Here is a 24818-nt window from a genome sequence, read left to right as displayed (position 1 = left end):
GTAGGTGCGAGGCCGACTGGTTTCGGTCGGCTGAAACCATCCTTGAAGTCGTGCGCTGTATCGGGCGTATATTCGTAGCGATCATAATACGATTTCGACTTGGAAATCCAATCAAGACATAACCCCCGCAGCATCCTGCGTGCGATTGTTATGTTTTTCTGCTCAGTTTCCTTAGTGTGTAGCTAATACAGAGAGCCAGTAGATAAAAGAAAATTAAAAACTCATGGTTGCCCGTGTTGTTAGCCCAACCAATTGCCCGCTTTCTACTGCCCAGTATGCTCACAAAAATAAAGGGCATTCCGATTGCACCAAACAATCCACCAAATGCAACCGCTGGTGCGCTATCTATACCTTCTCTATAGAAAATTGCAGCCGCGAGAGCCAGCAAGGCAATACCTATGAGAAAAAGCAGGCTCCTAGAAAGTAGCTCATCAAATTCGTTTCTTTGTCTTTTTGTGGCCACTTACTCTCCTGAAATATAACGCCCGCGGAGACCCGAAGGGCTGGAGCTTTCTGCTTGCGATTGTTGGCTGAAGTATCGCGTGCCCTAATAGCCCAAGTATCGGTACTGAGAGGGCGCATGTATTCGATGGAAAGGACCATTATCATGTGGCACACTGCTCCCCAAATTCCAACCACCTGCTTGGTAGGCGACTGCGCAAGTTTGGTCGAAATTACCTACAGCTCCCGCGTATGGGTGACTTACTTGTTGATTAGCCGGAACCCCAGCAGGTATGTTTCCTGCATAATTGTGGTAGATTTGTCCTGCCTGTATATAAACACTACATCCTCCTAAGCTCTCAGTGAATATGTAATTTGTTCCCACAGGAAGAGCATGGCTTGAAATTCCCTGTCCTGGGGGGGCTGCCAGCCACATGGCATTTATACCTCTTGTCCAGTGACCTACATTTGTTCCCCTATTCTGCATAACAGTGAGCAGAACCAAATTTCCTGCAGCAGGTGCCTGTATATTGATATGAGCTGCGGGATTAATGATTTGTAAATCGAAATTATAAATTTGACCACTTACTAAAGCTCTTCCATTATGATTATCGGTAAAACAGGTTGGCACAATAATTGAGTGATTTGCTAAATAGTTAGCGACATTGGCAATAAATCTCTTGTTTTGTCCATTCATTGGGTTGCTCCATATTTTTTCTTAGGAATAAATTGAAATTTATTAACTACTTCGCTTTAGATCGACCGTCTTACCCAGCTAACGCCCGCAACAGGGGCGACCAATGCTATGCACGTTTTGTGCGAAAATGGGAGCGAAGCGAACCGCACAAAATGTGCATAGCGTTGGGCGTCCCGCGGAGACCCGAAGGGCCGTAGCATGCTGCTTGCGCTTGTTAAGCATGTCTGTCGACTCGATAAAATGAGTAGACACACAAGGCCAAACCTACTGCAAAGAGCGTATCAACAGCTAAACCGGTTAATGCATGATTGACGTACGATTCTACGGGCTGCCATTTTTCCCATACGAAGTTTGTAATGGGGATTCCGAAAACCATTGAAAAAGTCATTATTGCTAGGCCCGCTGCGAACAATTGAGATGAAACGGTTCCCTTTCTCATTAGCAAGCCAATAGACACCAAACAGAGAGCGATGGTCGCGCCATGGCCTATTGCAGTTATTTTAATTATTTCCAACATTTTATTTTCGTATGCTTAACGCCCGCAGCAGGGGCGACCAATGCTATGCACGTTTTGTGCGAAAATGGGAGCGCAGCGAACTGCACAAAACGTGCATAGCGTTGGGCGTCCCGCGGAGGCCCCGTCAGGGGCCGTAGCATACTGCCTGCAATTGTTAGAATTCTACTTGGTCAGGAGCTCAAACAACCTTCTATTGTAACCAACAACGTAAAATTGATTATGCTTGTAATCTTCAGGCACGCTCCAAGATTCATAGCCCTCAGTAACTACCACACACCAAAGATATGCAAAGGCCGACGGCTCAACATCAAACTTTTCTTTAATTATTGAGTCTTCAACGCCGAGAAAAGTAAGCTTTTCCCTCTCGTTGCGAGCCATCTTAAATTCCCAATGCCCCGTTCCGAAGTCTTCCTCTGCTTCAGCTTCACCGCGAAGGAGAGATGTCGAGGGCTCGGAGTATTGCGCAATTTGGGCCTCACTCTTCGTAATCTCGAAGTAGATCCAGGCCACCAAAACAAAAATAATGGCGGCGCCTAAAAGTACTATATTTTTCTCTATGCCAACTAGTCTCATAAAATTCTAACGCCGTGCTCAGCGGCGGCTTATTTTATGTGCTTTTTACACGAAAATGGGAGCGCAGCGTCCGTGCAAAAAGTGCACAAAGTAAGACGTCGGCTGCAGCACCTTGTTAAGGCAACCTCACTATCTGGTAGCTCGTAACCTCTATACCCAAAGAATCAATTTTTCTTTGAGTGCCAATTGGGTCCCATGACGAAGCAGACCCTCTATACGGATCAACGGAAACCCCTGTATTGTATGGAACAAGATTCCCCTCCATTAGCGATTGGCAGCCACCAGTTGGGAAGTACAAACTAAGATCTGTTGTGATCCCTTTTGGCCGCAGCTTATCGGATCCGCTTTGTAACTTAAAATCCCATTTATTATGCAAGCCACGACCGTCACAGGATCGACCTACATAAGTACAGGTGCCTACGTCTGCGATATCGTACCTTTGGTCTCGATATTTATATGCAATAGCAAATGAAAAATTTGCTGTCCTCTCCTCCGGAATTTTCTCGATAGGCTCATCAAGAAAGCATCCTGCTTTTACTGCCATTTCGACACACCCTGATAGAATAAAAGCCATGATGAATAGATGTACTTGCTTCATTTTACATGCCTTAACGCCCGCAGCAGGGGCGACCAATGCTGTGCACATATTGTGCTAAAAATGGAGCGCAGCGACCAGCACAATATGTGCATAGCATTGGGCGTCCCGCGGAGGTCCCAAGGGCCGGAGCATACTGCCTGCGTTTGTTAAAGGGGCTTCGCGCACCATTCTGTCAGCGCCACCTCAGCATCAACCTCAGGCTCATTTACCTTTTCTCCAGAGCTAGCGCCGCACTTGTTACTCCCACACGTGTAGCCAACTGCGCGATCTACTTCTCCGTACTCCTGAATCAAACCAACCGCTACATTGTTCCGCAGATAAAAACGATTTTTATATGTTCCAGTTGGAGCTACGAGAGGAACCGGTACTATACCAACAAACGCACCAGCACCAGACCATGAGGTACCATCTTTATAAATAAGAACTTTACATTGCTCAAATAGACCTACGGAATCAGGACTGCCCCAATGTTCGATAATTTCATCCTCTGAGTAAGGCAAATCTCTCTTCTCGAAACTAAATATATTTCTCTCTTTCTCTAAGCTGAATTCTGTTCTTGCCAATTCCTTTTTGCCGTATGTGCCAGCAGCCAAACCGACACAACCAGAGAGCATGGTTAACAGGAAAATTACGAAAATGGCTCTCATCACTGATTTACCTTTAACGCCCAGCGCAGGCGCAACCAGCGTGGAGCGCCTTTTGTGTTAATGTTTGAGCGACAGCGAGTAACACAAAAGGTGCGTAACGTTGGCTGTCGCTCTGCCGCTGCTTGTTATGGTTTTTCACCCCTCGAAGCACCACAGGTAACGGTCCCGATAGTACTTGTAGGGATTGTCCAACCGCACAATCGGTGAGTCTTCGAAGTTATACTGGATTAATGCAACATCGTAGATCCCGTGGTTTAGTTCCTCTTTATCAAAATTGCATTTCATTGACTTTCTCTTTCCTTTTGCAATTTTGATATAAAGAACATCACCCATCTCGCTATCATGGGCACTAAATATGCCGTGCTCAATTTCCATTGTTTGCAAATCAAGATCAGTAAGCTTTGCCTTCTCCGACTCAGAGAAGCTGACGGGCTTTCCATCTATATGCATAGAAATATTTCTTAGATCATCATTTTCCGGATCTAGATCTATCTTCACAGAAACATTTTTATATGGCTCAGGAAGAACTCCCTCTACATAGACATGATGAGAATGCAATTTGGTTGTGTCATAAGCTGCTGAAAACATTGGGAAGACAGCAAGCAAAAGTATGAAATTCTTCATGGGCTCTTGGGAACCATAACGTTGCCATCTGTGGCGGCCGGAGCGATTTTAGCGCGAAGCGCGTTGTGTAGGCCGTCCGCAGCATGGCCTAGTTATGCGCTTTACTCGCGGCCCACTCCAAAGCCTAGTCTTCGTGCACACTTCCTCGATTGTAAACCACCATCAAGGTGTTTTGAGAAGTTAAAACATCCTCTCTATTGTTTAGAAAAACCAAGAAAACGGCTTTTTCTGAAAGATCTGGAGCCTCGCAGACTTTTGTACTTGGGTATAAATATCCCTCACTTTCAATTTCCCCTTTTAGGACTGGAGAAATAGTAGAGTAACGCCACCTTAGATGGGGCGCTTCATCAAGGTGCTCGATTTCGACATTTGCCAAGAAGACTATTTTCGCCCTCTCATACGCAGAATCTAGCATATCAACTCTGTCGAGTGATTTTCGATCATTGCAGTAAATATCGATTGCTAAGGCACTTCCACTGAGCATTAACAGTAGAAAAAACTGAAAGACTCTATTCATACGCTTGCCGCATAACAGTTTTATTCAAAAGCCTAGGGCTTTATATCACCGTGGCTCGATATATTGGAGGTGGATTTAGCTTCGTGAAAAAAATATCCAGAAATCAATGAGTTAAAAGCGATTAAATAAGAGGCTCCAGAATCATATGGCCTGCTGTCGAATGGTGTGTCTTGTGGGATGGCTCTTGTTCTCAGGTGCACATGTCGAAAAATCAATAAGTTACGCGATTTAGGGAGGTGATATAAAGCCCATGGCTTCTGAATTCGGTTCATTTTCGTGTCGATAGTGGGCGTGTCGAGATTGCGGCCTTTCCCACGGCTCTAAATCTGTACAAGTGTTGGTTGCCAACAGTTGGTCTGTGGCCGTACGTGGAACAGGTTTTCGTGCGGACGCTCGATAAAATTGGAGTAGCGGACAGTAGACTGGCGTAGGCACTTTTAGTGTTGGTGTCTAACAGGATTGCTGCGCATTTTGAAAAAATTGCTTGTGTACGCAGTGAACCCTAGGGGCTCCGGAACTACGCCGGGTTTCGATAAGCGAGCTGGGATAAACAGAATGGGGGAGAGGAAATGGTGGGCCCTCCGGGACTTGAACCCAGGACCTGCCGATTATGAGTCGGATGCTCTAACCAACTGAGCTAAGGGCCCCCAAAGTCGCTTGCGTTGTGGTGCAGGCGGTTGGGCAAAGTACTCGATTTTTCCTTGTAAATCAACGCCTTTTCCGGCGCGGGTTACCAGGCCCAGGCGAAGCCGAGGTTGGCGCTGCCTGCCTCCCAGTCCAGGTCATCGATCGAGCGCTGGTAGCTGAGATTGAAGTAGATACCTCCACCCTCCCGCTGGAGCAGCACCATGCCGGCGCCGATTTCAGCCCAGGTGGCACCGCGGTCGTTTTCCAGATAGAGGCGATTGTCGAACTGCAGTTCGTCGTTGCCGTCTAGGGTGTACCAGAGGTTGCCGAAGGCGTAGTACTGGTTTCGGCCGTCCGGGTTGTAGCCGCGCAGGCCGGCGCGGAAAGTGAGTTCCGGCGTCATGTCCGGCTCTATGCGCGAGATGCCGTCCTCGTAGGCATCGAAGTTGGTGTAGTTGGCCACCAGCTGCAGCTGCGGTTCCAGGCTGATGCGCTCGTTCAGGGTGCGGGTCCAGCCACTCTCCAGCGAGACGCTGAGCTGCGGGGCGAAGACTCTGTCGTCGACGCCCCGGTTGGAGCGGCTGTCCAGCTCCAGGTAGGCAGCTTTGACGAACACGTCCAGGTAATTCCGGTTGAGGCGGTAGTCGGTGAAGTAGCCGCCGAAATAATAGGTTTCCAGTTCGTTGCGGCCGGCGTCGAAATGCCGGAAGCCGCGGGCGAAGCCGCTGACATCGCCGCCGGCGCGGCTGCTGCCGACAAACACGCCCAGCTCCTGGGAGCCGCGGCAGCTGGGCGCGGAGTAGATATTGCCGCCCAGCTGTATACCGCCCAGGTTGCCGTCGAAGCGGCTGTATACATCGCCGTCCCAGTCGATATCCGCACTCTGGTAATAGAGCCGCATCCAGGCATTGTTGCCGGCGCTGCTCCAGTAGCGCTGTTCGCCACGCCGCTTGTGATAGCTACCCATTTCCGTGAGCGACAGGAAGTGGGCGAGGGATTTCGCCTGGGCGTAGAGGGGGATTTCCGGCCGGTACAGCGGGATCGGCCTGGCGCCAGCCGGTGGTGCGGCGGCGACCATCGGTAGCGCGCCCAGCGGTAGTGTTGGAATGGACGATGTGTTCGGTGTGGATGGTGTAACCGCCCTGACGCTGGGCGCGGCGCTGCCGGGCAGCAGCGTCGAGCGCAGGTACCAGTTGTCCGACGCGCTGGGCTCACCGGTGCCGCGGAACAGGAAATACTCGTAGGGCCCGGCGGACAGGGACCCGGTGGTGAAGAAGGCATCCGGGGCGGTAGTGGCACCGTTCAGCGCTTCGATGACCAGGATGCCGTCGCCCGTTGCGGCGCCCTTGCCACCCTGCACGTTGAACGCTATCTGGGTGTTGCCGTGGGCGTGGCCGCCGTCGATCTGCAGCACATCGGCGTCGCTGCTGTCGTCGCCGAGAATCACGTCGAGCAGCAGCAGGCCGTTGCCGGTGTAGTCGCCGACGATGCGCAGCGTGTTTTCCGACGGGCCGCGCAGGTCGATGGTACCGTTGTTTTCCAGTAGCAGGGGCTGGCCCGCGGCGGTGAATAGCATCGAATTCATGTCGATCAGAAGCAGGCTGCTGCCGCGATCTACCGTTAGCCGGGTAGCCAGTGCATCGGTGCCGCCGAGTTCGAGGTTGTCGCTGAACTCGATCGTCGAGTTGTCGCTCAGTCGCACGGATTCCCACTGCAGCAGCTGGGCCGGATCGGTGATGACTTGATTGCGCAATAGCAGGCTGTCGTTGCCGCGGCCGCCGTTCAGCAGGGTGCTGCCCAGCGCGGTGACCGAATCGAGGGTGGCGCTGTCGTCGCCATCGCCCAGCAGTACGGCGCCGCCGATACTGCCGCCGCTCCAGTAAAAGCTATCCCGATCGCTACCCGTCAGGATGTGATTGCCGATGCTGCCGCCGCTCAGCTCGATCACATTTTCGCCGCGGCCGAAATCCACGTTGCGGTCGATGGTGCCGCCGGACATGCGCAGCGTGTCGTTCTGGAAGCCGGCGAGAATATCGTTATCGACCAGGCCACCCTGCATCGCCATTTCATTGTCGGAGGTGCCCAGGTTGATCGTGCCGACGCGGCCGCCGGTCATAGTGACAAGGTCGCCCCCGGAAAAGGTGCCGACAATCCGCCCGCCCTCAATCAGCGCCCGATCCTGGCCGCCGCCCTGATCAATGCTGTCGATCACACCGCCGCGCAAATTGAACCGGTCGGCTCCGCCGCGCTGGGCGATATGGCCACTGACGCGACCGGCGTTCATATTGAAGGTGTCGCGCCCATCGCCGTCGCCAAAATCAATCGCGAGGCCGCCGCTACTGCTGATATTGCCGCTGTTGGTCACCGTGTCGTCACCGCTGGCAGAGAGCTCGATGGTGTTGGCGCTGCTGGTGGTCAGGTTGCCGCCGTTGTCGATCTCGGCGCCCGGGCCCAGTTCGATTGCGGTTGTTGCGCCGGTATCGATGGTGGCGCCGGTGGTGACGGTCACGCTGACGTCGCTGGCCGCCGGCGCCTGGATGCCGGTGGTGTCGGTGCCGTCGCAGATCACATCGCTGCCGCTGGCTGGGGTATTGTCGCTACAGGCGGCGAACAGTGCCTGCGGACTGGCCATGCCGGCGGCCAACAGCAGGCCGGCACAGTGACGCAGGACATCCTTCGCGCGCGCGTGGGGCATAAACCTTCCCTGGTTTATAGGAGTTAACAGGCTCGGAATTCTTTTGGAGCAGAAAGTCTAGACGAGCCGGGCGCACCTGCGAGGCAGCCAGAAGGGGCGAGGCGAGCGGCAATGGTGGGCGCTCCCGCCGTGCGGCGGGAGGCAAAAGACTTAGCCGAGCCAGCGTGGCAGCAGGATGCAGCCCCAGGTAGACAGCCACAGCAACAGGGCAATGGATACCGCCGCCGAACCGGTGTCTTTGGCAATTTTCGACAGCGGATGCCGCTCCGGGCCAATGCGGTCGATGGCCGCTTCCACGGCGCTGTTGAGCAGTTCCACCACCATCACCAGCAGCGTCGCGCCGATCAGGATGGCGCGCTCGACACCGCTCTCGCCGAGCCACAGCGCCAGCGGAATCAGGAAAATGGCGAGGGTGACTTCCTGGCGGAAGGCGGCTTCGTTGCGCCAGCTGGCGAGCAGGCCCTGCCGGGAATAGGAGGTGGCGTCGATCAGGCGGGAGATGCCGGTCTTGCCGGGTTTGTTGATGAACTCTTCTTGTTGCATGGTGTTTTTCTTGCGGCGCATGGTCGTGCCGGAAGTTCGCGGTAGCAGGTCCCGGCGGTCACTGAACTGTCACATAAAAAAGCCCGGCGTTGCCGGGCTTTCAGTGTGGTGCTTACCCCTCGTCGAGGAAGCTCCGAAGATGCTCGGAGCGAGACGGGTGGCGCAGCTTGCGCAGGGCCTTGGCCTCGATCTGGCGGATACGCTCGCGGGTAACGTCGAACTGTTTGCCCACTTCTTCCAGCGTGTGGTCAGTGTTCATATCGATACCGAAGCGCATGCGCAGTACTTTCGCCTCGCGCGCCGTCAGGCCGGACAGCACGGAGCGGGTAGCGTCGTGCAGGCCAGTCTGGGTGGCGGTGTCTACCGGCGAGGACTGGTTCTGGTCCTCGATAAAGTCGCCCAGATGCGAGTCTTCGTCGTCACCGATCGGCGTCTCCATGGAGATCGGCTCCTTGGCGATCTTCAGTACCTTGCGCACCTTGTCTTCCGGCATATCCATGCGCTCGCCCAGCTCTTCCGGAGTCGGCTCGCGGCCCATCTCCTGCAGCATCTGGCGGCTGATGCGATTGAGCTTGTTGATGGTCTCAATCATGTGCACCGGAATACGGATGGTACGGGCCTGGTCCGCGATGGAGCGGGTGATCGCCTGGCGAATCCACCAGGTGGCGTAAGTCGAGAACTTGTAGCCGCGACGGTATTCGAACTTGTCCACCGCCTTCATCAGGCCGATGTTGCCTTCCTGGATCAGGTCGAGGAACTGCAGGCCGCGGTTGGTGTACTTCTTCGCGATGGAGATCACCAGGCGCAGGTTGGCCTCGACCATCTCCTTCTTGGCGCGGCGGGAGCGGGCCTCGCCGATCGACATGCGGCGGTTGATCTCCTTGATCTGGCCAATCTCCAGACCGGCACGCTCCTGGCACTGGGCCAGCTTGCGCTGCGCTCGGATGATGTCCTCGGCTACCTGGCGCAGGTTGTCGGAGTAGTCGCGCTTCTTCTTGATGATGCCGGGGATCCAGTCTTCGTTGACTTCGTTGCCCGGGAACTCCTTGATAAAGGTCTTGCGCGGCATCCTGGCCCGCTTGATGCACAGATTCATGATGGTGCGCTCTTGCTCGCGCACGTCGTCGAGAATGCTGCGCACTTCGTTGTACAGCGGGTCGAACTGGCGCGGGGCCAGCTTGAAGTAGCGGAATACCTCGCCCACGGCTTCCATGGCCTCGCCGGCCTGTTTGGAATCGCGGCCGTGCTTCTTGATCGCGGCGTCGGCTTTCTTCTGCGCGGCGATCAGCTTCTTCATGCGCTCGGCCAGCTCTTCCGGGTCGATGCCGCCGACGTTTTCTTCTTCTTCTGAAGAGGAGTCGTCGTCATTGTCGTCGCTGGCGTCATCGTCGTCGCTGCTGTCGCTGCTGTCGGTACTGGAAGCGGCGGCGGCCTGGCCGGCCTGTGCGCCCGGAGGCACTTCGTCGGCCGGGTCGAGCCAGCCGGCGATCACATCGGGGATGCGGCGCTCTTCTTTCTCGATCAGCTCGTACTCGTCGATCACATGCTGTACCGCGCCCGGCCAGTAGGCGAGGGCGGCCATCAGTTCACGCAGGCCCTCTTCGATACGTTTGGCAATGGCGATCTCGCCCTCGCGCGTGAGCAGCTCTACGGTGCCCATTTCGCGCATATACATGCGTACCGGATCGGTGGTGCGGCCCACGTCGGATTCCACCGCGGCCAGAGCGGCGGCGGCTTCGGCGGCGGCGATCTCGTCTGCGGAGCTGTCTCCTTCGGCCATCAACAACTCTTCGGCATCCGGTGCGCTTTCAAACACCTTGATGCCCATGTCGTTGATCATGCCGATGATATCTTCCACCTGATCGGGATCGGAGATGTCCTCCGGCAGGTGGTCATTCACTTCGGCGTAGGTCAGATAGCCCTGCTCTTTACCGCGGGCGATCAGTTCCTTAATACGGGAAGTCTGCTGTTGGGTTTTGTCGGTCATGCACAACCCTGAATTCTGGGGATGAAAATACGGGACAAAGACGCGGGATTATAGCGTATTTGCGATAGCAATAACCACTCTGGCTGTCAAGGGACGCCTTGGTGCGATGTTTACTGTGCTTGAGTTCCCGATCCCGTCCGGGGTGAGTGAATATGGTGCTGGGCCGAGGGATTTCAAGGCCTGCACCGGTGATTAATCCTGTTTCTGTCGCCAGTTGGCCAGCAGCGCCAGTTGTTCCTCCGCGCTGAGCTGGCCGCCGCCTTTCAGCTGCGCCAGCAGGTCGCGGTTGCGCTGCTTCTGCGCGGCCCGTTCCAGCCGCTGCAGGCAGTCGACGAACTCGGCCTGCGGGTCATATTCCAGTTTGCTGTCGCCCTGCGCCAGTTGGCGCACGCCGCTGACCAGCTGGGAGGCGGCAAGCTTCGCCAGCGTGTCGCAGGAGTCGGCGCCGTGGTGCGCGCGCCAGTAGCCCAGCAGCTGATTCAGATTGTAGTCCGGCCGGCTCTTGAGCAGGTCCACCAGTTCCGCGAACAGCTGCAGGTCCGGGTGGCCGCTGGCGCGAAACTGCGCGCTGTCCTCGATCTGCTGGGCCAGTTGCGGGTGGTGCAGCAGCAGTGCGATCAGCATGCGCTCCGCCGGCAGCCGGTACTGGCCGCTGCGGCGCGGCTGCGCCGGTTGCGAGGGCGTCCCGGCAAAAAATTCTTCCTCCGGCGGCGGCACGTCGGCCAGCTCTGCCGGCGGGGCATCGGGCTCCGGTGCCTGCCGTTGCGGCTGTTGTTGCGATTGTGGTCCGGACTGCACTTGGGGCTGGGCCTGTGCCTTTGCCTGGGCCGCGCGGGCCTTTTCCGCGCTGATCACTTCCTGCAGCGTATCCTTGTCGAGGCCGGTACGCGCAGCCAGCTGCTGGAACATCAGCTGGCGGTAGACCCCGGCCGGCAGCAGGTCGAGCAGCGGTGCGGCCAGTTTCGACAGGCGCGCGCGGCCGTCCATCGTCTGCAGGTTGATGCCCTCGCCGAGCAGGTCGAACAGGAAGTCTTCCAGCGGGCGGGCCTGTTCGTCGATCATCTGCTGGAAGCGCTCGCCGCCCAGCTGGCGCACCAGCGTGTCCGGGTCCTCGCCTTCCGGCAGCAGCAGGAAGCGCACGCTGCGGCCGTCCTGCATATGCGGCAGCGCCGCTTCCAGTGCGCGCCGGGCGGCGGTGCGGCCGGCCTGGTCGCCGTCAAAGCAGAACACCACTTCTGGCGCGTTGCGGAACGCCAGTTGAATATGTTCCTCGCCGCAGGCGGTGCCGAGGGTGGCGACGGCGCAGCGGATACCGAACTGCGCCAGCGCCACCACATCCATATAGCCCTCGACGACGATCAGCCGTTCGAGCGTGCGGTTGGCCTGGCGCGCCTCCCACAGGCCGTAGAGTTCGCGGCTCTTGTGGAAGATCGGGGTCTCCGGCGAGTTCAGGTACTTGGGCTTCTCGTCTCCCAGTACCCGCCCGCCAAACGCGATGGCCCGGCCGCGCTGGTCGCGGATCGGGAACATGATGCGGTTGCGGAAGCGGTCGTAATGGTGGCGCGCGCCGGGTTTGGTATTGCCGTCGCTGTCCTGGCGGCGGATCGCGAGGCCGGCCTGCTCCAGCAGGTCCGCGTTCTGCGCCGTGTCGCCGAGTTCATTCAGCAGGTTGTCCCAGCCCGGCGGGGCCAGGCCGATACCGAAATCCCGTGCAATCTCGCCGGACAGACCGCGGCCGCGCAGGTAGGCGATGGCGCGGCCGGCGGCCGGATGGGCACGCAGCTGGCTGCGGTAGTAGTCGGCGGCTTTCTCGGTCAGCTGGTACAGCGACTGGCTCTCGCGCTGGCGCTTTTCCTGGCCCGGGGCCAGCTGCTCGCGCGGTACCTCGAGGCCCTGGTTCGCGGCCAGCTTTTCCACCGCCTCGGGGAAGGGCAGGCGGTCGTACTCCATCAGGAAGCCGATCGCGTTGCCGTTGGCGCCGCAGCCGAAACAGTAATAGAACTGCTTGTCGGGGCTTACCGTGAAGGAGGGGGTTTTTTCATCGTGAAACGGGCAGCAGGCGGAGTAGTTTTTGCCTGTCTTGCGCAGTTTGACCCGGCTGTCCACCAGCTCGACGATATCCGCCCGTGCGAGCAGGTCGTCGATAAAGTGCTGGGGGATCTTGCCGGCCATAGGGTCTCGCTAGCGCGTCGGCGATCAGCCGAGCTGCGCCTTCACCAGTTTGCTGACAGCGCCCATGTCGGCGCGGCCCTGTACCTGCGGCTTCACCTGGGCCATGACTTTGCCCATGTCGGCCATACCGCTGGCGCCGGTGTCTTTGACCGCCGCGGCGACGATCTCGGCAATCTCGTCTTCGGACAGCTGTTCCGGCAGGAATTCCTGGATCACGTCGATTTCCGCCTGCTCCACGGCGGCCAGCTCGGCGCGGCCGGCCTTTTCATACTGGGTGATGGAGTCGCGACGCTGCTTGGTCATCTTGTCCAGCAGGGCCAGAATGCGGGCGTCGTCCAGTTCGATGCGCTCGTCCACTTCCACGCGCTTGATCTCGGCATTGATCAGGCGCAGCGTGGCCAGTCGCTCCTTGGCGCGGGCTTTCATCGCATCTTTGGTGGCTTGAGCCAGGGTGTCCTTGAGGGTGCTCATAGTGGCTGATCCGGAATTTCGCTTGTTATTGGTTCGGGCCGGTAAGAATAGCGCGTCCGGCGCGGGTGGAGAATGCGGCAGCGGAAACGAAAAACGGCGCGCGAGTCAGGCTCGCACGCCGTTTTGTGAAACCGCTGCGGGATCGAACCCGCTGGGCGACCTCTCTGAGTCAGGCTTAATGCTGACTGCAGCTCTTAGTAGAGGCGCTGGAACTTGCGGTTTTCGCGCTGCAGCTTCTTAGCGTGACGCTTAACAGCGGCAGCAGCCTTGCGCTTGCGTACAGCAGTCGGCTTCTCGTAGAACTCGCGACGACGTACTTCGGACAGTACACCGGCTTTCTCACAAGAGCGCTTGAAGCGGCGCAGGGCGATATCGAAAGGTTCGTTGTCTTTGATTCGTACAGAGGGCATTAGGATACCTGTAAAATTCGTTTCTCTCGGCCATTCCGGCAATGCTCTCGCAGTTGCTTCCGGTGGCCGGTTCACAGCGAGGGCGCAAATTCTAAACACTCCCCCACGGGATCGCAACCCCATTTTCCAGTATGATAGCGGCCCCGCGAGGCAGTCACGAGTAAGAAACCAAGTGCGCGTTCTGGGTATTGAAACCTCCTGCGATGAAACCGGCGTCGCTATCTATGACACCGAGTCCGGTCTGCTCGGTCACGCCCTGTTCAGTCAGGTGGATCTGCACGCCGATTACGGTGGTGTGGTGCCGGAACTGGCCAGTCGCGACCATGTGCGCAAGCTGCTGCCGCTGGTGCGCCAGGTCATGCGCAAGACCGATACCCGCCCGGCCGATCTCGACGGTATCGCCTACACCGCCGGTCCCGGCCTGGTCGGCGCGCTGATGGTGGGTGCCTGCGCCGGCCGCGCACTGGCCTACGGCTGGGGCATCCCGGCAGTAGCCATCCATCATATGGAGGGCCACCTGCTGGCGCCGATGCTGGAGGAGAATCCGCCGGCCTTTCCGTTCGTCGCGCTGCTGGTATCCGGTGGCCATACCCAGCTGGTGGACGTGCGCGGCCTCGGTGATTACGAATTGATGGGGGAGTCCCTCGACGATGCCGCCGGCGAGGCCTTCGACAAGGCGGCGAAGATGCTCGACCTGGATTATCCCGGCGGTCCGCGCCTGGCCGCGCTGGCAGAGAAGGGCGATCCGTCGCGCTTCACCTTCCCGCGGCCGATGACCGACAGGCCCGGGCTGGATTTCAGTTTTTCCGGCCTGAAGACCTACACCCTGACCACGGTGCGCGAACACGCGCTGGCAGACGGCCTGCCGGACGAACAGACCTGTGCGGATATCGCCGCGGCCTTTCAGGAGGCGGTGGTCGACACGCTGGTAATCAAATGTCGCCGCGCGATCCGGGCCTCCGGCCACAAGACCCTGGTCATCGCCGGTGGCGTGTCGGCGAACAAGCTGCTGCGCGAGCGCCTCGAAACGGTGCTGGCCAAAGACGGCGCCCGGGTCTATTACCCGCGCCACGAGTTCTGCACCGACAACGGTGCCATGATTGCCTACGCCGGTTGCCTGCGCCTGCAGGCGGGCGAGCATGCGGATCTGAAGATAGAAGTGCGGCCGCGCTGGCCGATGACGGAGCTCTGAGAGACTGCTGCGCCTGGCATCTTGGCCGCCGGCGTTCCTTGCACGAAATACAAATGAGTTGGCGGATGGATATCGTTTATATACGGGATTTGAAGGTGGATACCATTATCGGTATCTACGACTGGGAGCGCGAAGTGCGCCAGACGGTGAGTCTGGATCTGGAGATGGCCTTCGATATCGCCGAGGCCGCGCGCACCGACAATATCGAACACACCCTCAATTACAAGGCGGTGGCCAAGCGGCTGATCGCATTTATCGAGGGCAGCGAATTCCTGCTGGTGGAAACCATGGCGGAACAGGCCGCGGCCATCGTGCGCGATGAGTTCAATGTGTCCTGGCTGCGCCTGCGCCTGTCCAAGCCCGGCGCCGTGCGCGGCTCACGCGATGTGGGCGTGATCATCGAACGCGGCGACAGGCCGGCCAGCGGCGCGGCCGCTTTTTCCGGAGGCTGACCGTGGCACAGGTATTCCTCAGTCTCGGCAGCAATATCGATCGCGAACGGCATATCCGCGCCGGCCTCGATGCGCTGGCGCAGCAGTTCGGCGAGCTGCAGGTCTCCCGCGTGTTCGAAAGTGTGGCGGTGGGATTCGACGGCGATAACTTTTATAACCTGGTGGTCGGTATTCACACCGACCTGCCAGTGGGCCAGCTGGCCCTGCGGCTGCGCGAAATAGAGGATGCCAACGGCCGCCTGCGCGCCGGCCCGAAATTCAGCGCCCGTACGCTGGATATCGATATCCTGACCTACGACGACCTCACCGGCACCATCGACGGCGTAAAACTGCCGCGGGGCGAAATCCTCAAGAATGCGTTCGTACTGCTGCCACTGGCGGAGCTGGCGCCGGATGCGGTGCATCCGCTGGAACGAATAACTTACCGGCAGTTGTGGGATGAGTACGATCAGGCTTCGCAGAAGCTGTGGCCGGTGGCCTTCGACTGGCCGGGAAAATAAACGTCCGAGTGCGGCAATAAAAAAGCGGCCTGAATCGGCCGCTTTTTTTCTGCTGTCCGTGCCCCTTAGCTCAGGCTGGCCAGTGCCTCCTTGGTAAAGGGGACTATCTCTTTCTCGCGTCCGTCCCGCATTTTCAGCAGCCAGTTGGGATCCTGCAGCAGGGCGCGGCCCACCGCGATCATGTCGAACTCGCCGTTATCCATGCGCCGGGTAAGCTCGTCCAGGCCGGTGGGGTTGGCGGTGCCGCCCATGCCCTGGTTGTTGCCGCCGATAAAATCATCGTCGAGGCCGACGCTGCCGACGGAAATAACCGGCTTGCCGGTAAGCTCTTTGGTCCAGCCGGCCAGGTTCAGGTCGGAACCCTCAAACTCCGGCAGCCAGAAGCGTCTGGTGGAAGCGTGGAAGATGTCGACACCGGCGTCCACCAGCGGTGTCAGGAAGCGCCGCAATTCCTCCGGGTTTTGTGCCAGCTTGGCGTCGTAGTCCTGTTGCTTCCACTGGGAGTAGCGCAGCACTATGGCGAAGTCTTTGCCCACTGCGTCGCGCACGGCTTCGACGATTTCCACAGCAAAACGGCCGCGGTTCTCGATGGAGCCGCCGTACTCGTCGTCGCGCTGGTTGGTGCCTTCCCAGAAAAACTGGTCGATCAGGTAGCCGTGCGCGCCGTGGATTTCCACGCCGTCAAATCCGACTTCCTTGGCCGCTCTGGCGGCATCGGCGAAGGCGCGGACCACGTCCCGGATGTCTTCCCTGGTCATCGCGTGGCCGTTGGGCTTGCCCGGCTTGAACAGGCCGGATGGCGAATACCCTGGAACGGATTTATCCGGCCCGATTCCTTCCTTGCGCACGGAACCCACATGCCACAGCTGGGGGATGATCTGGCCGCCGGCAGCGTGCACTTCGTCGACTACCTTCTTCCAGCCGGCCATGGCTTCGTCACCGAATATCGCCGGCACATTCTCGTAGCCGTTGGCGGCCTTGTGGCCGACGAAGGTGCCTTCGGTGATGATCAGGCCGACTTCGCCCTCGGCGCGGCGGCGGTAATACCCGGCCACCTGGTCGTTGGCGACGTAGCCGGGAGAAGCGGTGCGCGTCATCGGGGCCATTGCCACCCGGTTGCGCAATTTCAGGGTTTTATGCTCGAACGGACGCAGCAGGCTATCCAGGGAACTACTCATATCACACTCCCGAATCTCTTCAGTAAACAGCACTAGCGGGCCAGTCGTATGACTGGCTCAGTAAATATGGTTGCGTTATGAGACTTGATTTGGTTTTTTAATGCAACCTTTTTCGCTTATACTGCCCGCATGACACGTAAACGTTTTGATGATCTGGGCTGTTCCGTGGCCTGCGCGCTCAATGAGGTGGGTGACTGGTGGTCGCTGCTGGTGATCAAGCAGGCCATGCTGGGCACACGGCGCTTTGTCGACTTCCAGAACGGCCTCGGCATCGCCAAGAATATCCTCTGTGACCGCCTGTCCCGCCTGGTGGACAATGGCGTGATGACCCGCGTCAACGTGGGCGAGCACGGCACCCGCTACGAGTACCGCCTGACCGACAAGGGTCGGGACCTGTTCGCGGTGGTGGTCGCCCTGCGACAGTGGAGCGAGCGCTGGAACGGCAACAAGGATGCTATGCAGCTGGTGGATCGAAGCTCCGGTGCGCCGCTTGCGCCGGTGGTCGTGCAGAACGCAGACGGCGAGGTGCTGACCGTCAAGGATGTGCTGTTTGTGGACGAGAATGGCCAGCCGCTGGAGCGGGCTGGCTGAGTGCCTTTACTCCGTAGAGATTGGCCGGCCGTCATAACCAGCTGGGAGCGGCAGAGGCCGCTCCTGTTGACGTTAGCTAACCTGCAAGCTTTTTGCCTGCGCCAGTAGCCGCACAATATCCACCGCCTTGCCGAGCTGGCCGCGCATAATTGCAACTATCCCATGCATGGCCAGGAGCCTGCGGTCGATAATTGCTCCTTTATGCTCAGTGATCCGCAACAGTTTTTTCTGAGCTGGTGCTATACCCTGTTGTTCATAAGTAAGCAGTAGCTCCACGGTGAGTTCTGCGGGTGTCAGCGAGCGCGGGGTTGGCTGATTACCCAGCGCCTCGACCATGGCCTCTGCCAGCGGCCATACCGACCAGGGGTTCTGCCCGGTAAGAAGGCGCCCGTCGATACTGATCTGTTTTAAATAGGCCGGCCCCGGCTCAAAAATAGCGCCGCTCTGGCGCAGGCCATCCTCGAGCAGAAACGGAAACAGTTGCGGCGCATCGGGAATCAGAAAAAGCTCTTCCTCGTTGGTGAAACCGCTGACCCGACGATTTGCCAGCAGTGGTTCGCCTCCCGGCAGCTTTACGTTGACGAGCGCCGCTGGGCCGTGACACACGGCGCCGATGACTCCGCCGCTGATATAGGTTTGGCGCACCAGCTTCTGCACAGATGGATTATCCGGAAAATCAAACATGGCGCCCTTGCCGCCGACAAAAAAGACCGCCTGGTAATCTTCGCTCTGTACCTGCTCGATGGGGATCGTATGGTTCACTTTCCGTTGAGCGATCTTGTCGTTGAGGAAGGCGTAGTCGAACGGTCCCATATCGTCTTTATCAATCACCACCGGCGGAATACCTCCTGCGGTGCTGGCGATATCTACCTCAAACCCGTTGGCTGTAAAGACATAGTATGGGCGCGACAGTTCTGTCAGCTCATAGCCGGTGCTTTGGCCACTATTACCCAGCGTGTCGGTGCTGGTCACGACAGCGAGAATTTTGCCCCGCTTTTCCGGTGTGATCTGCTGAAGATAGTTGAGGTCCGAGGGACTGGTTTGCGCGAGCGCTACGTGATCTTGTGGCGGAGGAATCAGGCTCTTGAGCCAGAATCCGGTGCCGAATAACGAGAGAGCAATAATAGAAAGTGTCAGTAACAGTTTTTTAACCATGGTCCAGGTCTCCTATTTAGCAGGAGCAGCCTACTCACCGAAGGGTAAAATTCAGGTGAAAAAAATCGCCGATCGGAAACGCAGTACCATTCTGGCCTGGCTTCAGGAAGCGCGATCAGCGTCAAGCGCCGGATATCTGGGAAAAGGGCGGAAAACTGAAACCTACTCGAAGGCGTTTCCCGCCCTTGGTGGGCGTTTTTCTTTCCTCTACAGCCGCTGGGCCAAAGCCTCAACGTAATCTGCCGGGAGAATGTGGCCGCTGTCGAATGCCAGGTGTTCCTTGTTCTCGCTCGCAATTGCCAGGAACAGAGCCCTGTTGTCCGCCGCCGATGCGTATTCATCGTCGTTTGCGGTAATCAGGAGGACCGGGGGTTCCTCGATCAGTGAGGCGAGATTCTTGGGAGCCACCAGTGCGGTTTTATCGTCGACATGTGGTGGGACCATGGCCACAAGCTGGTCGACACGTCGGTCCAGAGCTCCGAGCAGCAGGCCGACCTGCGCACCCATGCTATAGCCGACAGCGGTGATCCGGTCGCTGTTCAGTGTCGGCTGATCGGAAATCCAGTCGAGAAGCACTCGGTAATCCAACACTGTTTTCCGAATCATATTTTCATAGTTGGTTTTGTCGCCGAAAAAGTGGAGGTCGTTCATGATCGATTTCAAGGGTCTGTCAGGATCTTTCCTTGTGCCGTGAAACCTGGCATCGATGGAAATCACTGCATAACCCTTATCGGCGGCCAACTTGGTGATTTCATTTACCCGGGTAACAGTCGGGCGCCCCTTGAATGAATCTGTCCACCAGCGCTGGTAACCCCTGCCCATGGCGGATATGCCGATCAGCACCGGGTGCTTTTCCTGATGAGAAGGGGGGTAGCTGATCTGGCCGTTGACCAGCGCACCGTCAAAACTCCGGAAGGAAAGACTGAATTTGCCGTCGCCGATAGCCTCGAGGCGCATATCGATATCGGCCGGGGGCTCGTAGTCGTAGGCAGCAAGAATCTGGGCTTGCGGTATCGGTTTTGCCTTGAGAGCAAAAAATTGATACCAAACTGCAAGTGCGCCAAGCAATGCGACCAGTGTCGTCCCGAATAATTTCTTAATCATAGTGTCCGTCTCCATATTGATGGAGGCAGACTAATTGCTGGCAGGTGAAATTCAGGTGAAAAGCTTGGGGTGAACGGTGCAGCTGAACAGGCCATTATTGCAGCGGGCGGAGAAATCCCAGTCCAGCGCGTTCAGTATCCGCTTGGCAAGGAAGAGTCCCTGGCCCATGCCGTCGCTCCGCGCGCCTTTGTGTCGTGGCAGGAACGCCGCTTTCGTGTCCGGCACTTCCGCTACTGGATTTTCGAAGACCAGCGCATCGCCATCCTGATAGATGCGCAGTTCCGCCCGCGACGCGTGGCGGAGGGCGTTGTCGAGCAGGTTGTCCACCAGCAGCGCGGACAGGTGGCGGTTGCCGAGGGCGCGAATATTGTCCGGCAGCTCTATTTGAATACGAAACTGCGCCTTCGCAATGCAGTGGTGGCGCGCGAGCAGGCGCTCTTCCAGCAGGTGGCGCAGTCCAAACGAAACCTGCTCCGCAGACTCGGCACGCGCCAGTGCCAGCAGCGAGGTGATCGTGTTTTCCATTTCGGTTAACGCACCGTGCAGCTGCTCAGTTTCCTGTGCTGAGAGTTCACGCCGGCCGGACAGCGCCAGTGTGTTTTTAGCAATGGTGATTGCGGTGCGCAGCTCGTGGCTGACGTCGCGGGTGAATTCTGTTTCGCGCTGCAGGGCGGACTCGAGCTGGTTGAGTGCGCCCTCCAGTGTTCGAGCCAGGAAGCCGATTTCATCCCGGGCGGAACTGGCGGTTAGCGACAGGGCCGCACTGTGGGGTTGTCGATTTTCGACTTCCTCGGCGAGGAGCAGTACTGGCCTGACGGTTCGCGAGGACAGCCGGAAAGCGGTCCATAGCGCCAGAACTGCGGTGGCCAGCAAGGCGCTGATCAGCAGCCATAGCAGGTTACCGGACTGGCGGGAAACGGTGAGCAGCCGGCTCACCTCGGCGGCGAGTATCGGTGAGGTATTTTCGTCCAGGTCCAGCCGGCGCAGGTGGAAGTGGCGCTCGCCATCGGCGAACCACTCGGCCCTGGTCTTCCCGTCCGGTATTGCGGCGAGGAGATCCTGTGGTGCCGGCTTGTTGTCGTGGTAGAGCTCGATATAGGGCAGCCGCGGCGGGGGCAATTCGCCGCTGGCCTGAAACTCCGTTTCGATATAGCGGACTTCGTCGGCGAGCAGGTTGTCCAGCACCTGGTCTTCGATGACGTAGGCCGCCAGCGCACAGATGGCGCTATAGAGCAGGCAGAGCAACAGGGTGAAGGCGCCGAAAGTAGCGAAGACGCGTCGTTGGAGGCTTCTATTGACCCGCACCAGGCACCTCCAGTCGATAGCCCAGATTGGTAATGGTCTTCAGCATCGGCGCGCTGAAGTGCTTGTCCAGCGCTTGGCGCAGGCTGTAGATGTGGGATTTCAGCGCGTCTGTCTCCGGCGGATTGTCTCCCCAGATCTGATGCAATATTTCTGAGCGGCTGACTGGCTGCGGGTAAGCCCGAGCCAGGATTGAAAGTATCTGAAATCCGATCGTGGTCAGTTGCAAAGCTTGCCCCTCTCGGCATGCCGAGTGTTCGCGGCGACGGATAACGAGATCGCCGATGCGTATTTTGTCGCTCTGATGCAATTCATTTCGGCGCGCAAGGGCACGGCAGCGCAGCGCCAATTCACGGGGATCGAAGGGCTTGCAGAGGTAGTCATCGGCGCCGGTGTTGAAGCCTTCCGCCATGTCGCTGAAGGCGTCGCGGGCGGTCAGCATCAGTACCGGCATATTCACCGTGGCCTGTTCTTTGATGCGGCGGCAGACCTCCAGCCCGTCCATATCCGGCAGGTTCAAGTCGAGGACAATCAGATCGTAAATCTGCTCCAGGGCCAGTTCTTGGCCGAGGCGCCCGCAGTGGGCAAAATCGATATGCCAGCCGTGTCCACCCAGAAACTCTCCGGTCTGGCGGGCAATGGTCGGGTTGTCTTCGATGAGCAGAATCTTGAGTGCTTTCACCGGCTCGGATCTAGTGGTTTTTTGAGCGCGAGACCATTGTGACAAGATCCGGGTGAAATTGAAGTGAAATCAAATATTGAGATTGCGGCCGCCATCCACCGCGATCACCTGGCCGCTGATATACGGCGCATCAGAAACGAGGAAGCGCACCGTGCGGGCTATATCCTCGGCGTTGCCGGTGCGGGCCAGCGGAATGCGCTCGAGAATCTTTGCCTTGGATGTGTCGTCCACGGTTTCCTGTTCCGGCCACAGAATCGCGCCGGGGGCCACCGCGTTGACGCGCACCTGTGGCGCCAGCTCCAGCGCCAGGCTCTTGGTCAGCATCACCAGCCCGGCCTTGGCGGCGCAGTAGAGAGGGTGCTGCGGCATCGGGCGCTCGGCGTGGATGTCGGCCATATTGACGATGCAGCCGTTGTCTCTCGCGAGGCTTGCCGCCAGTGCCTGGCTGAGGAAAAAGGGCGCTTTCAGGTTGCTGCCGACCAGCTGATCCCACTGCTCCTCACTGGCGCTCCCGACCGGGGTCGGGAAAAAGGCGGAGGCGTTGTTGACCAGTACATCGATACCGCCCCATTGCTTTACCGCCTGTTCGGCCAGTTGTTCGCAGTCGGCGGCCCTGGCCAGTTCGCTGTGCAGGGCCGCGGCGGAGTCAGGACGGATGCTGTTCAGCTCGTCGGCCAGTTGCCGCGCTACGGTGGCGGAATTGCGATAGTGGATGATGACCCGGTGATCCCGGTGCAGCTCGCGGGCTATGGCGCGGCCGAGGCGGGCGGCGGCGCCGGTGATCAGTGCATTACGCATCGCCGTCTTTCCCAACGTGCTGGTCCTTTATGCTGGCGATGGCGGCGATACGGGCGCGATCCAGCGCCTTGCCCAGCTCGGCGCCTTCGAACCCCTGTTCCATCAATGCATCTGCGGTGACCGCCGCTGCGGCGTCGCGTACTTTGCGCAGGTAGTCCACCTGCGGGTAATCGCGATCCTGCAGGCCCTTGCGCCCGCGGGCATCCGCCTCGCAGGCGAGCAGGAACTGTTCGAACCTTTCCGGGCGGCGCAGGGCGTCCAGTGCGCGCAGCATCTTCATCAGCGTCTGCGGACGCAGCTCGAACGCCTTGTGGCAGTGCAGGTGATACTCGCATACCCCGGTTGCCAGTGCGGTCAGCTGCTTGGGCACGCGCCAGCGCTTGCAGACATCGCGCACCAGCGGCAGGCCGCCGCACTCGTGACCGCGGTGGCTGGGCAGTATCTCCTCCGGCGTGATGCCCTTGCCGAGATCGTGCACCAGGACCGCGAAACGCACCGGCAGCTCCGCCGGCGCGATACGCAGCGCCATCATGACATGTTCGCCGGTGTCGATTTCCGGGTGGTGCCGGGGTGGCTGCGGCACACCGAACAGCTGCTCGACCTCCGGTAGCAGAATCTTCAGCGCGCCGCACTCGCGCAGCACGCGGATAAAGATATCCGGGTCGGGCTCGGTCAGCGCCCGGCTGATTTCTTTCCACACCCGTTCGGCGACCAGGTGCTGTACCTCTCCCTCTGCGACCATCTGCCGCATCAGGGTCATGGTGTCGTCGGCAACGGTGAAACCGAGGTGGTGATAGCGGGCGGCAAAGCGGGCGACGCGCAGTATGCGCAGCGGGTCCTCGGCAAAGGCCGGCGATACGTGGCGCAGCAGCCGTGCTTCCAGGTCGGCGCGGCCGCCGTAGGGGTCGATCAGCTGGCCGTCTTCGCCCTCGGCCATGGCATTGATGGTGAGGTCCCGGCGCAACAGATCCTGTTCCAGGGTCACGTCCGGCGCCGCATAGACGTTAAAGCCGCCGTAGCCGTGACCGCTCTTGCGCTCGGTGCGCGCGAGTGCGTATTCCTCGCCGGTGTCGGGATGCAGGAATACCGGGAAGTCCTTGCCCACCGGCTTGAAGCCGAGTTCGCGCATCTGCGCTTCATCGGCGCCGACCACCACCCAGTCGCGCTCGTGGACCGGGCGATCGAGCAGCTTGTCGCGCACAGCGCCGCCGACCAGGTAGATCTTCACGGAAATTGCTCCGGGGAGCGGGAGGATTGGTGCCGGGGTGAGCTTGCTACTGCCATAAATCCATTCGTTCCGGCGCCGCATCGGCGTACAGGGGCGGTTAGATCGGGGAGATCTGAGGATTTGGCAAGATAAAAAAAAGGCCCCGAAAAAACAAGGGGGCCCAGGGTCTTAGGGTATTCGCTCGGGGAATATCCATTCGCCATTCAAAAAGACTGTTGCCTGCCTGGCGGTTGGCCCGGGAGGGCCTCGGCGTCCACTGATCTGCCGAATTGTGACCATTCTATTTAACCTGTCATACCTGTCAACTATATCTTTCAGTATTTTTTGAGGGGGTTCGGCTGCCGTTCGTTAATAATGAACATAACCCGAGTTTCAGACTGGTTTTTCAGTGTTGAACAGCATAATTTATAAGGGCACTTGAATCAGACAGGATAAATTCGCGCTAAGTGGCAAAAATCAGCCGCATGTTGCGTAAACGATCTTGGCGGGTGCCTGCCAGTAATTGCAGGATGTTGGGGGAATAATAGAGATGAGCGAACTGCACGTGCTTACCACGGGAGAGGCAGCGAGATACTGTGGGGTGAATTTCCGCACCGTGATTCGCTGGATAGAACGGGGCCAGCTAAAGGCCTATAAACTGCCCGGCCGCGGCGATCACCGTATCTGTGTCGAGGACTTTGTCGGCTTCCTGCGCGATAACTCCATGCCGGTACCCAGCGAACTGGCTGCGGCCAGCCGCAAGGTACTGCTGCTGGCGAGTGATCCGGAGTTGACCGCCGCTGGCCGCCAGGCCCTGCAGCAGGTGGGCTGTGACGTGGAAGTGGCCGGCGACAGCTTTGTCGCGGGTACCCTGATGGCCGGCTGCAAGCCGGCGCTGATGGTGATCGATGCGAACCTGGTGGGCGTCAACGGTTTCCAGATTCTGGATCACCTGCGCTCGCGCAGCGAATACGCCAATGTGCGTGTGGTCGTGATTGCCCCGGCGGGTGAGCGGGATCAGCAGCGCTGGCTGAATGCCGGAGCCGACGCTCTGGTGGCACATCCGGGTGAGCGCAGCGAACTGGCGGCCAAAGTGAAGCTGCTGCTGGAAGTTTGAGTGAAAGCTGAACGATGAGTG

Annotated in this window: 25 protein-coding genes and 1 tRNA gene; 5 read left to right on the top strand and 21 right to left on the bottom strand. The window is 58.5% G+C overall.

Features of this window, described 5'->3' with window-relative positions:
• Positions 1 to 148: 148 nt before the first annotated feature.
• The 14 genes from BLW36_RS17255 to rpsU all read right to left on the bottom strand — a co-directional run bounded on the left by BLW36_RS17255 (position 149) and on the right by rpsU (position 13519).
• Complete coding sequence (locus tag BLW36_RS17255; RefSeq protein WP_139304919.1) at positions 149 to 463, bottom strand: hypothetical protein; 315 nt, start codon at positions 461 to 463, stop codon at positions 149 to 151.
• A gap of 84 nt (positions 464 to 547) precedes the next feature.
• Positions 548 to 1138 carry a hypothetical protein gene (locus BLW36_RS17250; RefSeq protein ID WP_139304918.1) on the bottom strand — a complete coding sequence of 197 codons (591 nt, stop codon included), beginning with the start codon at positions 1136 to 1138 and terminating at the stop codon, positions 548 to 550.
• A gap of 679 nt (positions 1139 to 1817) precedes the next feature.
• Entirely contained in the window at positions 1818 to 2228 is a 411-nt protein-coding gene (locus tag BLW36_RS14840) for a hypothetical protein (RefSeq protein WP_091390532.1), read from the bottom strand.
• 115 nt (positions 2229 to 2343) lie between these two features.
• Positions 2344 to 2826, bottom strand: coding sequence for a hypothetical protein (locus BLW36_RS17245; RefSeq protein ID WP_139304917.1), 483 nt, complete (start codon positions 2824 to 2826; stop codon positions 2344 to 2346).
• Positions 2827 to 2972: 146 nt separating this feature from the next.
• On the bottom strand, positions 2973 to 3473 hold the full coding sequence (locus BLW36_RS17240) for a hypothetical protein (RefSeq protein ID WP_139304916.1): 501 nt from the start codon (positions 3471 to 3473) through the stop codon (positions 2973 to 2975).
• Positions 3474 to 3608: 135 nt separating this feature from the next.
• Positions 3609 to 4097, bottom strand: coding sequence for a hypothetical protein (locus BLW36_RS17235; RefSeq protein ID WP_139304915.1), 489 nt, complete (start codon positions 4095 to 4097; stop codon positions 3609 to 3611).
• Between the two features lie 124 nt (positions 4098 to 4221).
• Positions 4222 to 4614 (bottom strand): hypothetical protein, encoded by a 393-nt coding sequence (locus tag BLW36_RS17230; RefSeq protein ID WP_139304914.1) that lies wholly within the window; start codon positions 4612 to 4614, stop codon positions 4222 to 4224.
• Positions 4615 to 5184: 570 nt separating this feature from the next.
• Positions 5185 to 5261 (bottom strand) — tRNA-Ile (locus tag BLW36_RS14830).
• An 83-nt stretch (positions 5262 to 5344) separates the two neighbouring features.
• Positions 5345 to 7936 (bottom strand): autotransporter family protein, encoded by a 2592-nt coding sequence (locus BLW36_RS14825; protein WP_091390525.1) that lies wholly within the window; start codon positions 7934 to 7936, stop codon positions 5345 to 5347.
• A gap of 150 nt (positions 7937 to 8086) precedes the next feature.
• Positions 8087 to 8479, bottom strand: a complete 393-nt coding sequence (locus BLW36_RS14820; RefSeq protein WP_091390820.1) for a diacylglycerol kinase — start codon at positions 8477 to 8479, stop codon at positions 8087 to 8089.
• A 112-nt stretch (positions 8480 to 8591) separates the two neighbouring features.
• Positions 8592 to 10466, bottom strand: a complete 1875-nt coding sequence (gene rpoD, locus BLW36_RS14815; protein WP_091390523.1) for an RNA polymerase sigma factor RpoD — start codon at positions 10464 to 10466, stop codon at positions 8592 to 8594.
• 192 nt (positions 10467 to 10658) lie between these two features.
• Entirely contained in the window at positions 10659 to 12638 is a 1980-nt protein-coding gene (dnaG, locus tag BLW36_RS14810) for a DNA primase (protein WP_091390522.1), read from the bottom strand.
• A gap of 24 nt (positions 12639 to 12662) precedes the next feature.
• Complete coding sequence (locus tag BLW36_RS14805; RefSeq protein ID WP_091390520.1) at positions 12663 to 13109, bottom strand: GatB/YqeY domain-containing protein; 447 nt, start codon at positions 13107 to 13109, stop codon at positions 12663 to 12665.
• Between the two features lie 194 nt (positions 13110 to 13303).
• Positions 13304 to 13519, bottom strand: coding sequence for a 30S ribosomal protein S21 (rpsU, locus tag BLW36_RS14800; protein WP_020411530.1), 216 nt, complete (start codon positions 13517 to 13519; stop codon positions 13304 to 13306).
• Between the two features lie 172 nt (positions 13520 to 13691).
• Here rpsU and tsaD point away from each other — a divergent pair, with 172 nt between their 5' ends.
• From tsaD to folK, 3 genes are all read left to right on the top strand, one after another.
• On the top strand, positions 13692 to 14711 hold the full coding sequence (gene tsaD / locus BLW36_RS14795; RefSeq protein WP_091390515.1) for a tRNA (adenosine(37)-N6)-threonylcarbamoyltransferase complex transferase subunit TsaD: 1020 nt from the start codon (positions 13692 to 13694) through the stop codon (positions 14709 to 14711).
• A gap of 65 nt (positions 14712 to 14776) precedes the next feature.
• Positions 14777 to 15163: a dihydroneopterin aldolase gene (folB, locus tag BLW36_RS14790; RefSeq protein ID WP_091390512.1), complete on the top strand. Its 387-nt coding sequence runs from the start codon at positions 14777 to 14779 to the stop codon at positions 15161 to 15163.
• A gap of 2 nt (positions 15164 to 15165) precedes the next feature.
• On the top strand, positions 15166 to 15663 hold the full coding sequence (gene folK / locus BLW36_RS14785; protein WP_091390510.1) for a 2-amino-4-hydroxy-6-hydroxymethyldihydropteridine diphosphokinase: 498 nt from the start codon (positions 15166 to 15168) through the stop codon (positions 15661 to 15663).
• A gap of 65 nt (positions 15664 to 15728) precedes the next feature.
• Here the strand turns inward: folK and BLW36_RS14780 are convergent, their stop codons facing one another.
• Entirely contained in the window at positions 15729 to 16841 is a 1113-nt protein-coding gene (locus BLW36_RS14780) for an NADH:flavin oxidoreductase (protein WP_091390507.1), read from the bottom strand.
• Between the two features lie 129 nt (positions 16842 to 16970).
• On the opposite strand from BLW36_RS14780, the gene BLW36_RS14775 reads away from it, so the two are divergent.
• Positions 16971 to 17432 (top strand): winged helix-turn-helix transcriptional regulator, encoded by a 462-nt coding sequence (locus tag BLW36_RS14775; RefSeq protein WP_091390505.1) that lies wholly within the window; start codon positions 16971 to 16973, stop codon positions 17430 to 17432.
• Between the two features lie 72 nt (positions 17433 to 17504).
• Here BLW36_RS14775 and BLW36_RS14770 read toward each other — a convergent pair whose 3' ends face one another.
• From BLW36_RS14770 to BLW36_RS14745, 6 genes are all read right to left on the bottom strand, one after another.
• Positions 17505 to 18587, bottom strand: coding sequence for a type 1 glutamine amidotransferase domain-containing protein (locus tag BLW36_RS14770; RefSeq protein WP_091390501.1), 1083 nt, complete (start codon positions 18585 to 18587; stop codon positions 17505 to 17507).
• Positions 18588 to 18794: 207 nt separating this feature from the next.
• Entirely contained in the window at positions 18795 to 19691 is an 897-nt protein-coding gene (locus tag BLW36_RS14765; RefSeq protein ID WP_170833230.1) for an alpha/beta fold hydrolase, read from the bottom strand.
• A gap of 51 nt (positions 19692 to 19742) precedes the next feature.
• A complete protein-coding gene (locus BLW36_RS14760; RefSeq protein WP_170833229.1) occupies positions 19743 to 20996 on the bottom strand; it encodes a sensor histidine kinase in 1254 nt (417 codons plus the stop codon).
• Positions 20983 to 21675, bottom strand: a complete 693-nt coding sequence (locus tag BLW36_RS14755) for a response regulator transcription factor (RefSeq protein ID WP_091390490.1) — start codon at positions 21673 to 21675, stop codon at positions 20983 to 20985. Before BLW36_RS14755 ends, BLW36_RS14760 begins: the two co-directional genes overlap by 14 nt.
• A gap of 69 nt (positions 21676 to 21744) precedes the next feature.
• A complete protein-coding gene (locus BLW36_RS14750; protein ID WP_091390487.1) occupies positions 21745 to 22473 on the bottom strand; it encodes a pteridine reductase in 729 nt (242 codons plus the stop codon).
• Positions 22466 to 23701 (bottom strand): multifunctional CCA addition/repair protein, encoded by a 1236-nt coding sequence (locus BLW36_RS14745; protein ID WP_091390485.1) that lies wholly within the window; start codon positions 23699 to 23701, stop codon positions 22466 to 22468. Before BLW36_RS14745 ends, BLW36_RS14750 begins: the two co-directional genes overlap by 8 nt.
• Positions 23702 to 24230: 529 nt before the next feature.
• Here BLW36_RS14745 and BLW36_RS14740 point away from each other — a divergent pair.
• Complete coding sequence (locus tag BLW36_RS14740; RefSeq protein WP_091390481.1) at positions 24231 to 24797, top strand: response regulator; 567 nt, start codon at positions 24231 to 24233, stop codon at positions 24795 to 24797.
• The last annotated feature ends 21 nt before the right edge of the window (positions 24798 to 24818 follow it).

Source organism: Microbulbifer marinus (assembly GCF_900107725.1).
Taxonomy (GTDB): domain Bacteria; phylum Pseudomonadota; class Gammaproteobacteria; order Pseudomonadales; family Cellvibrionaceae; genus Microbulbifer; species Microbulbifer marinus.
The sequence above is the reverse complement of the archived record's forward strand: the minus strand, read 5'-3'. Positions and strand labels throughout refer to the sequence as shown.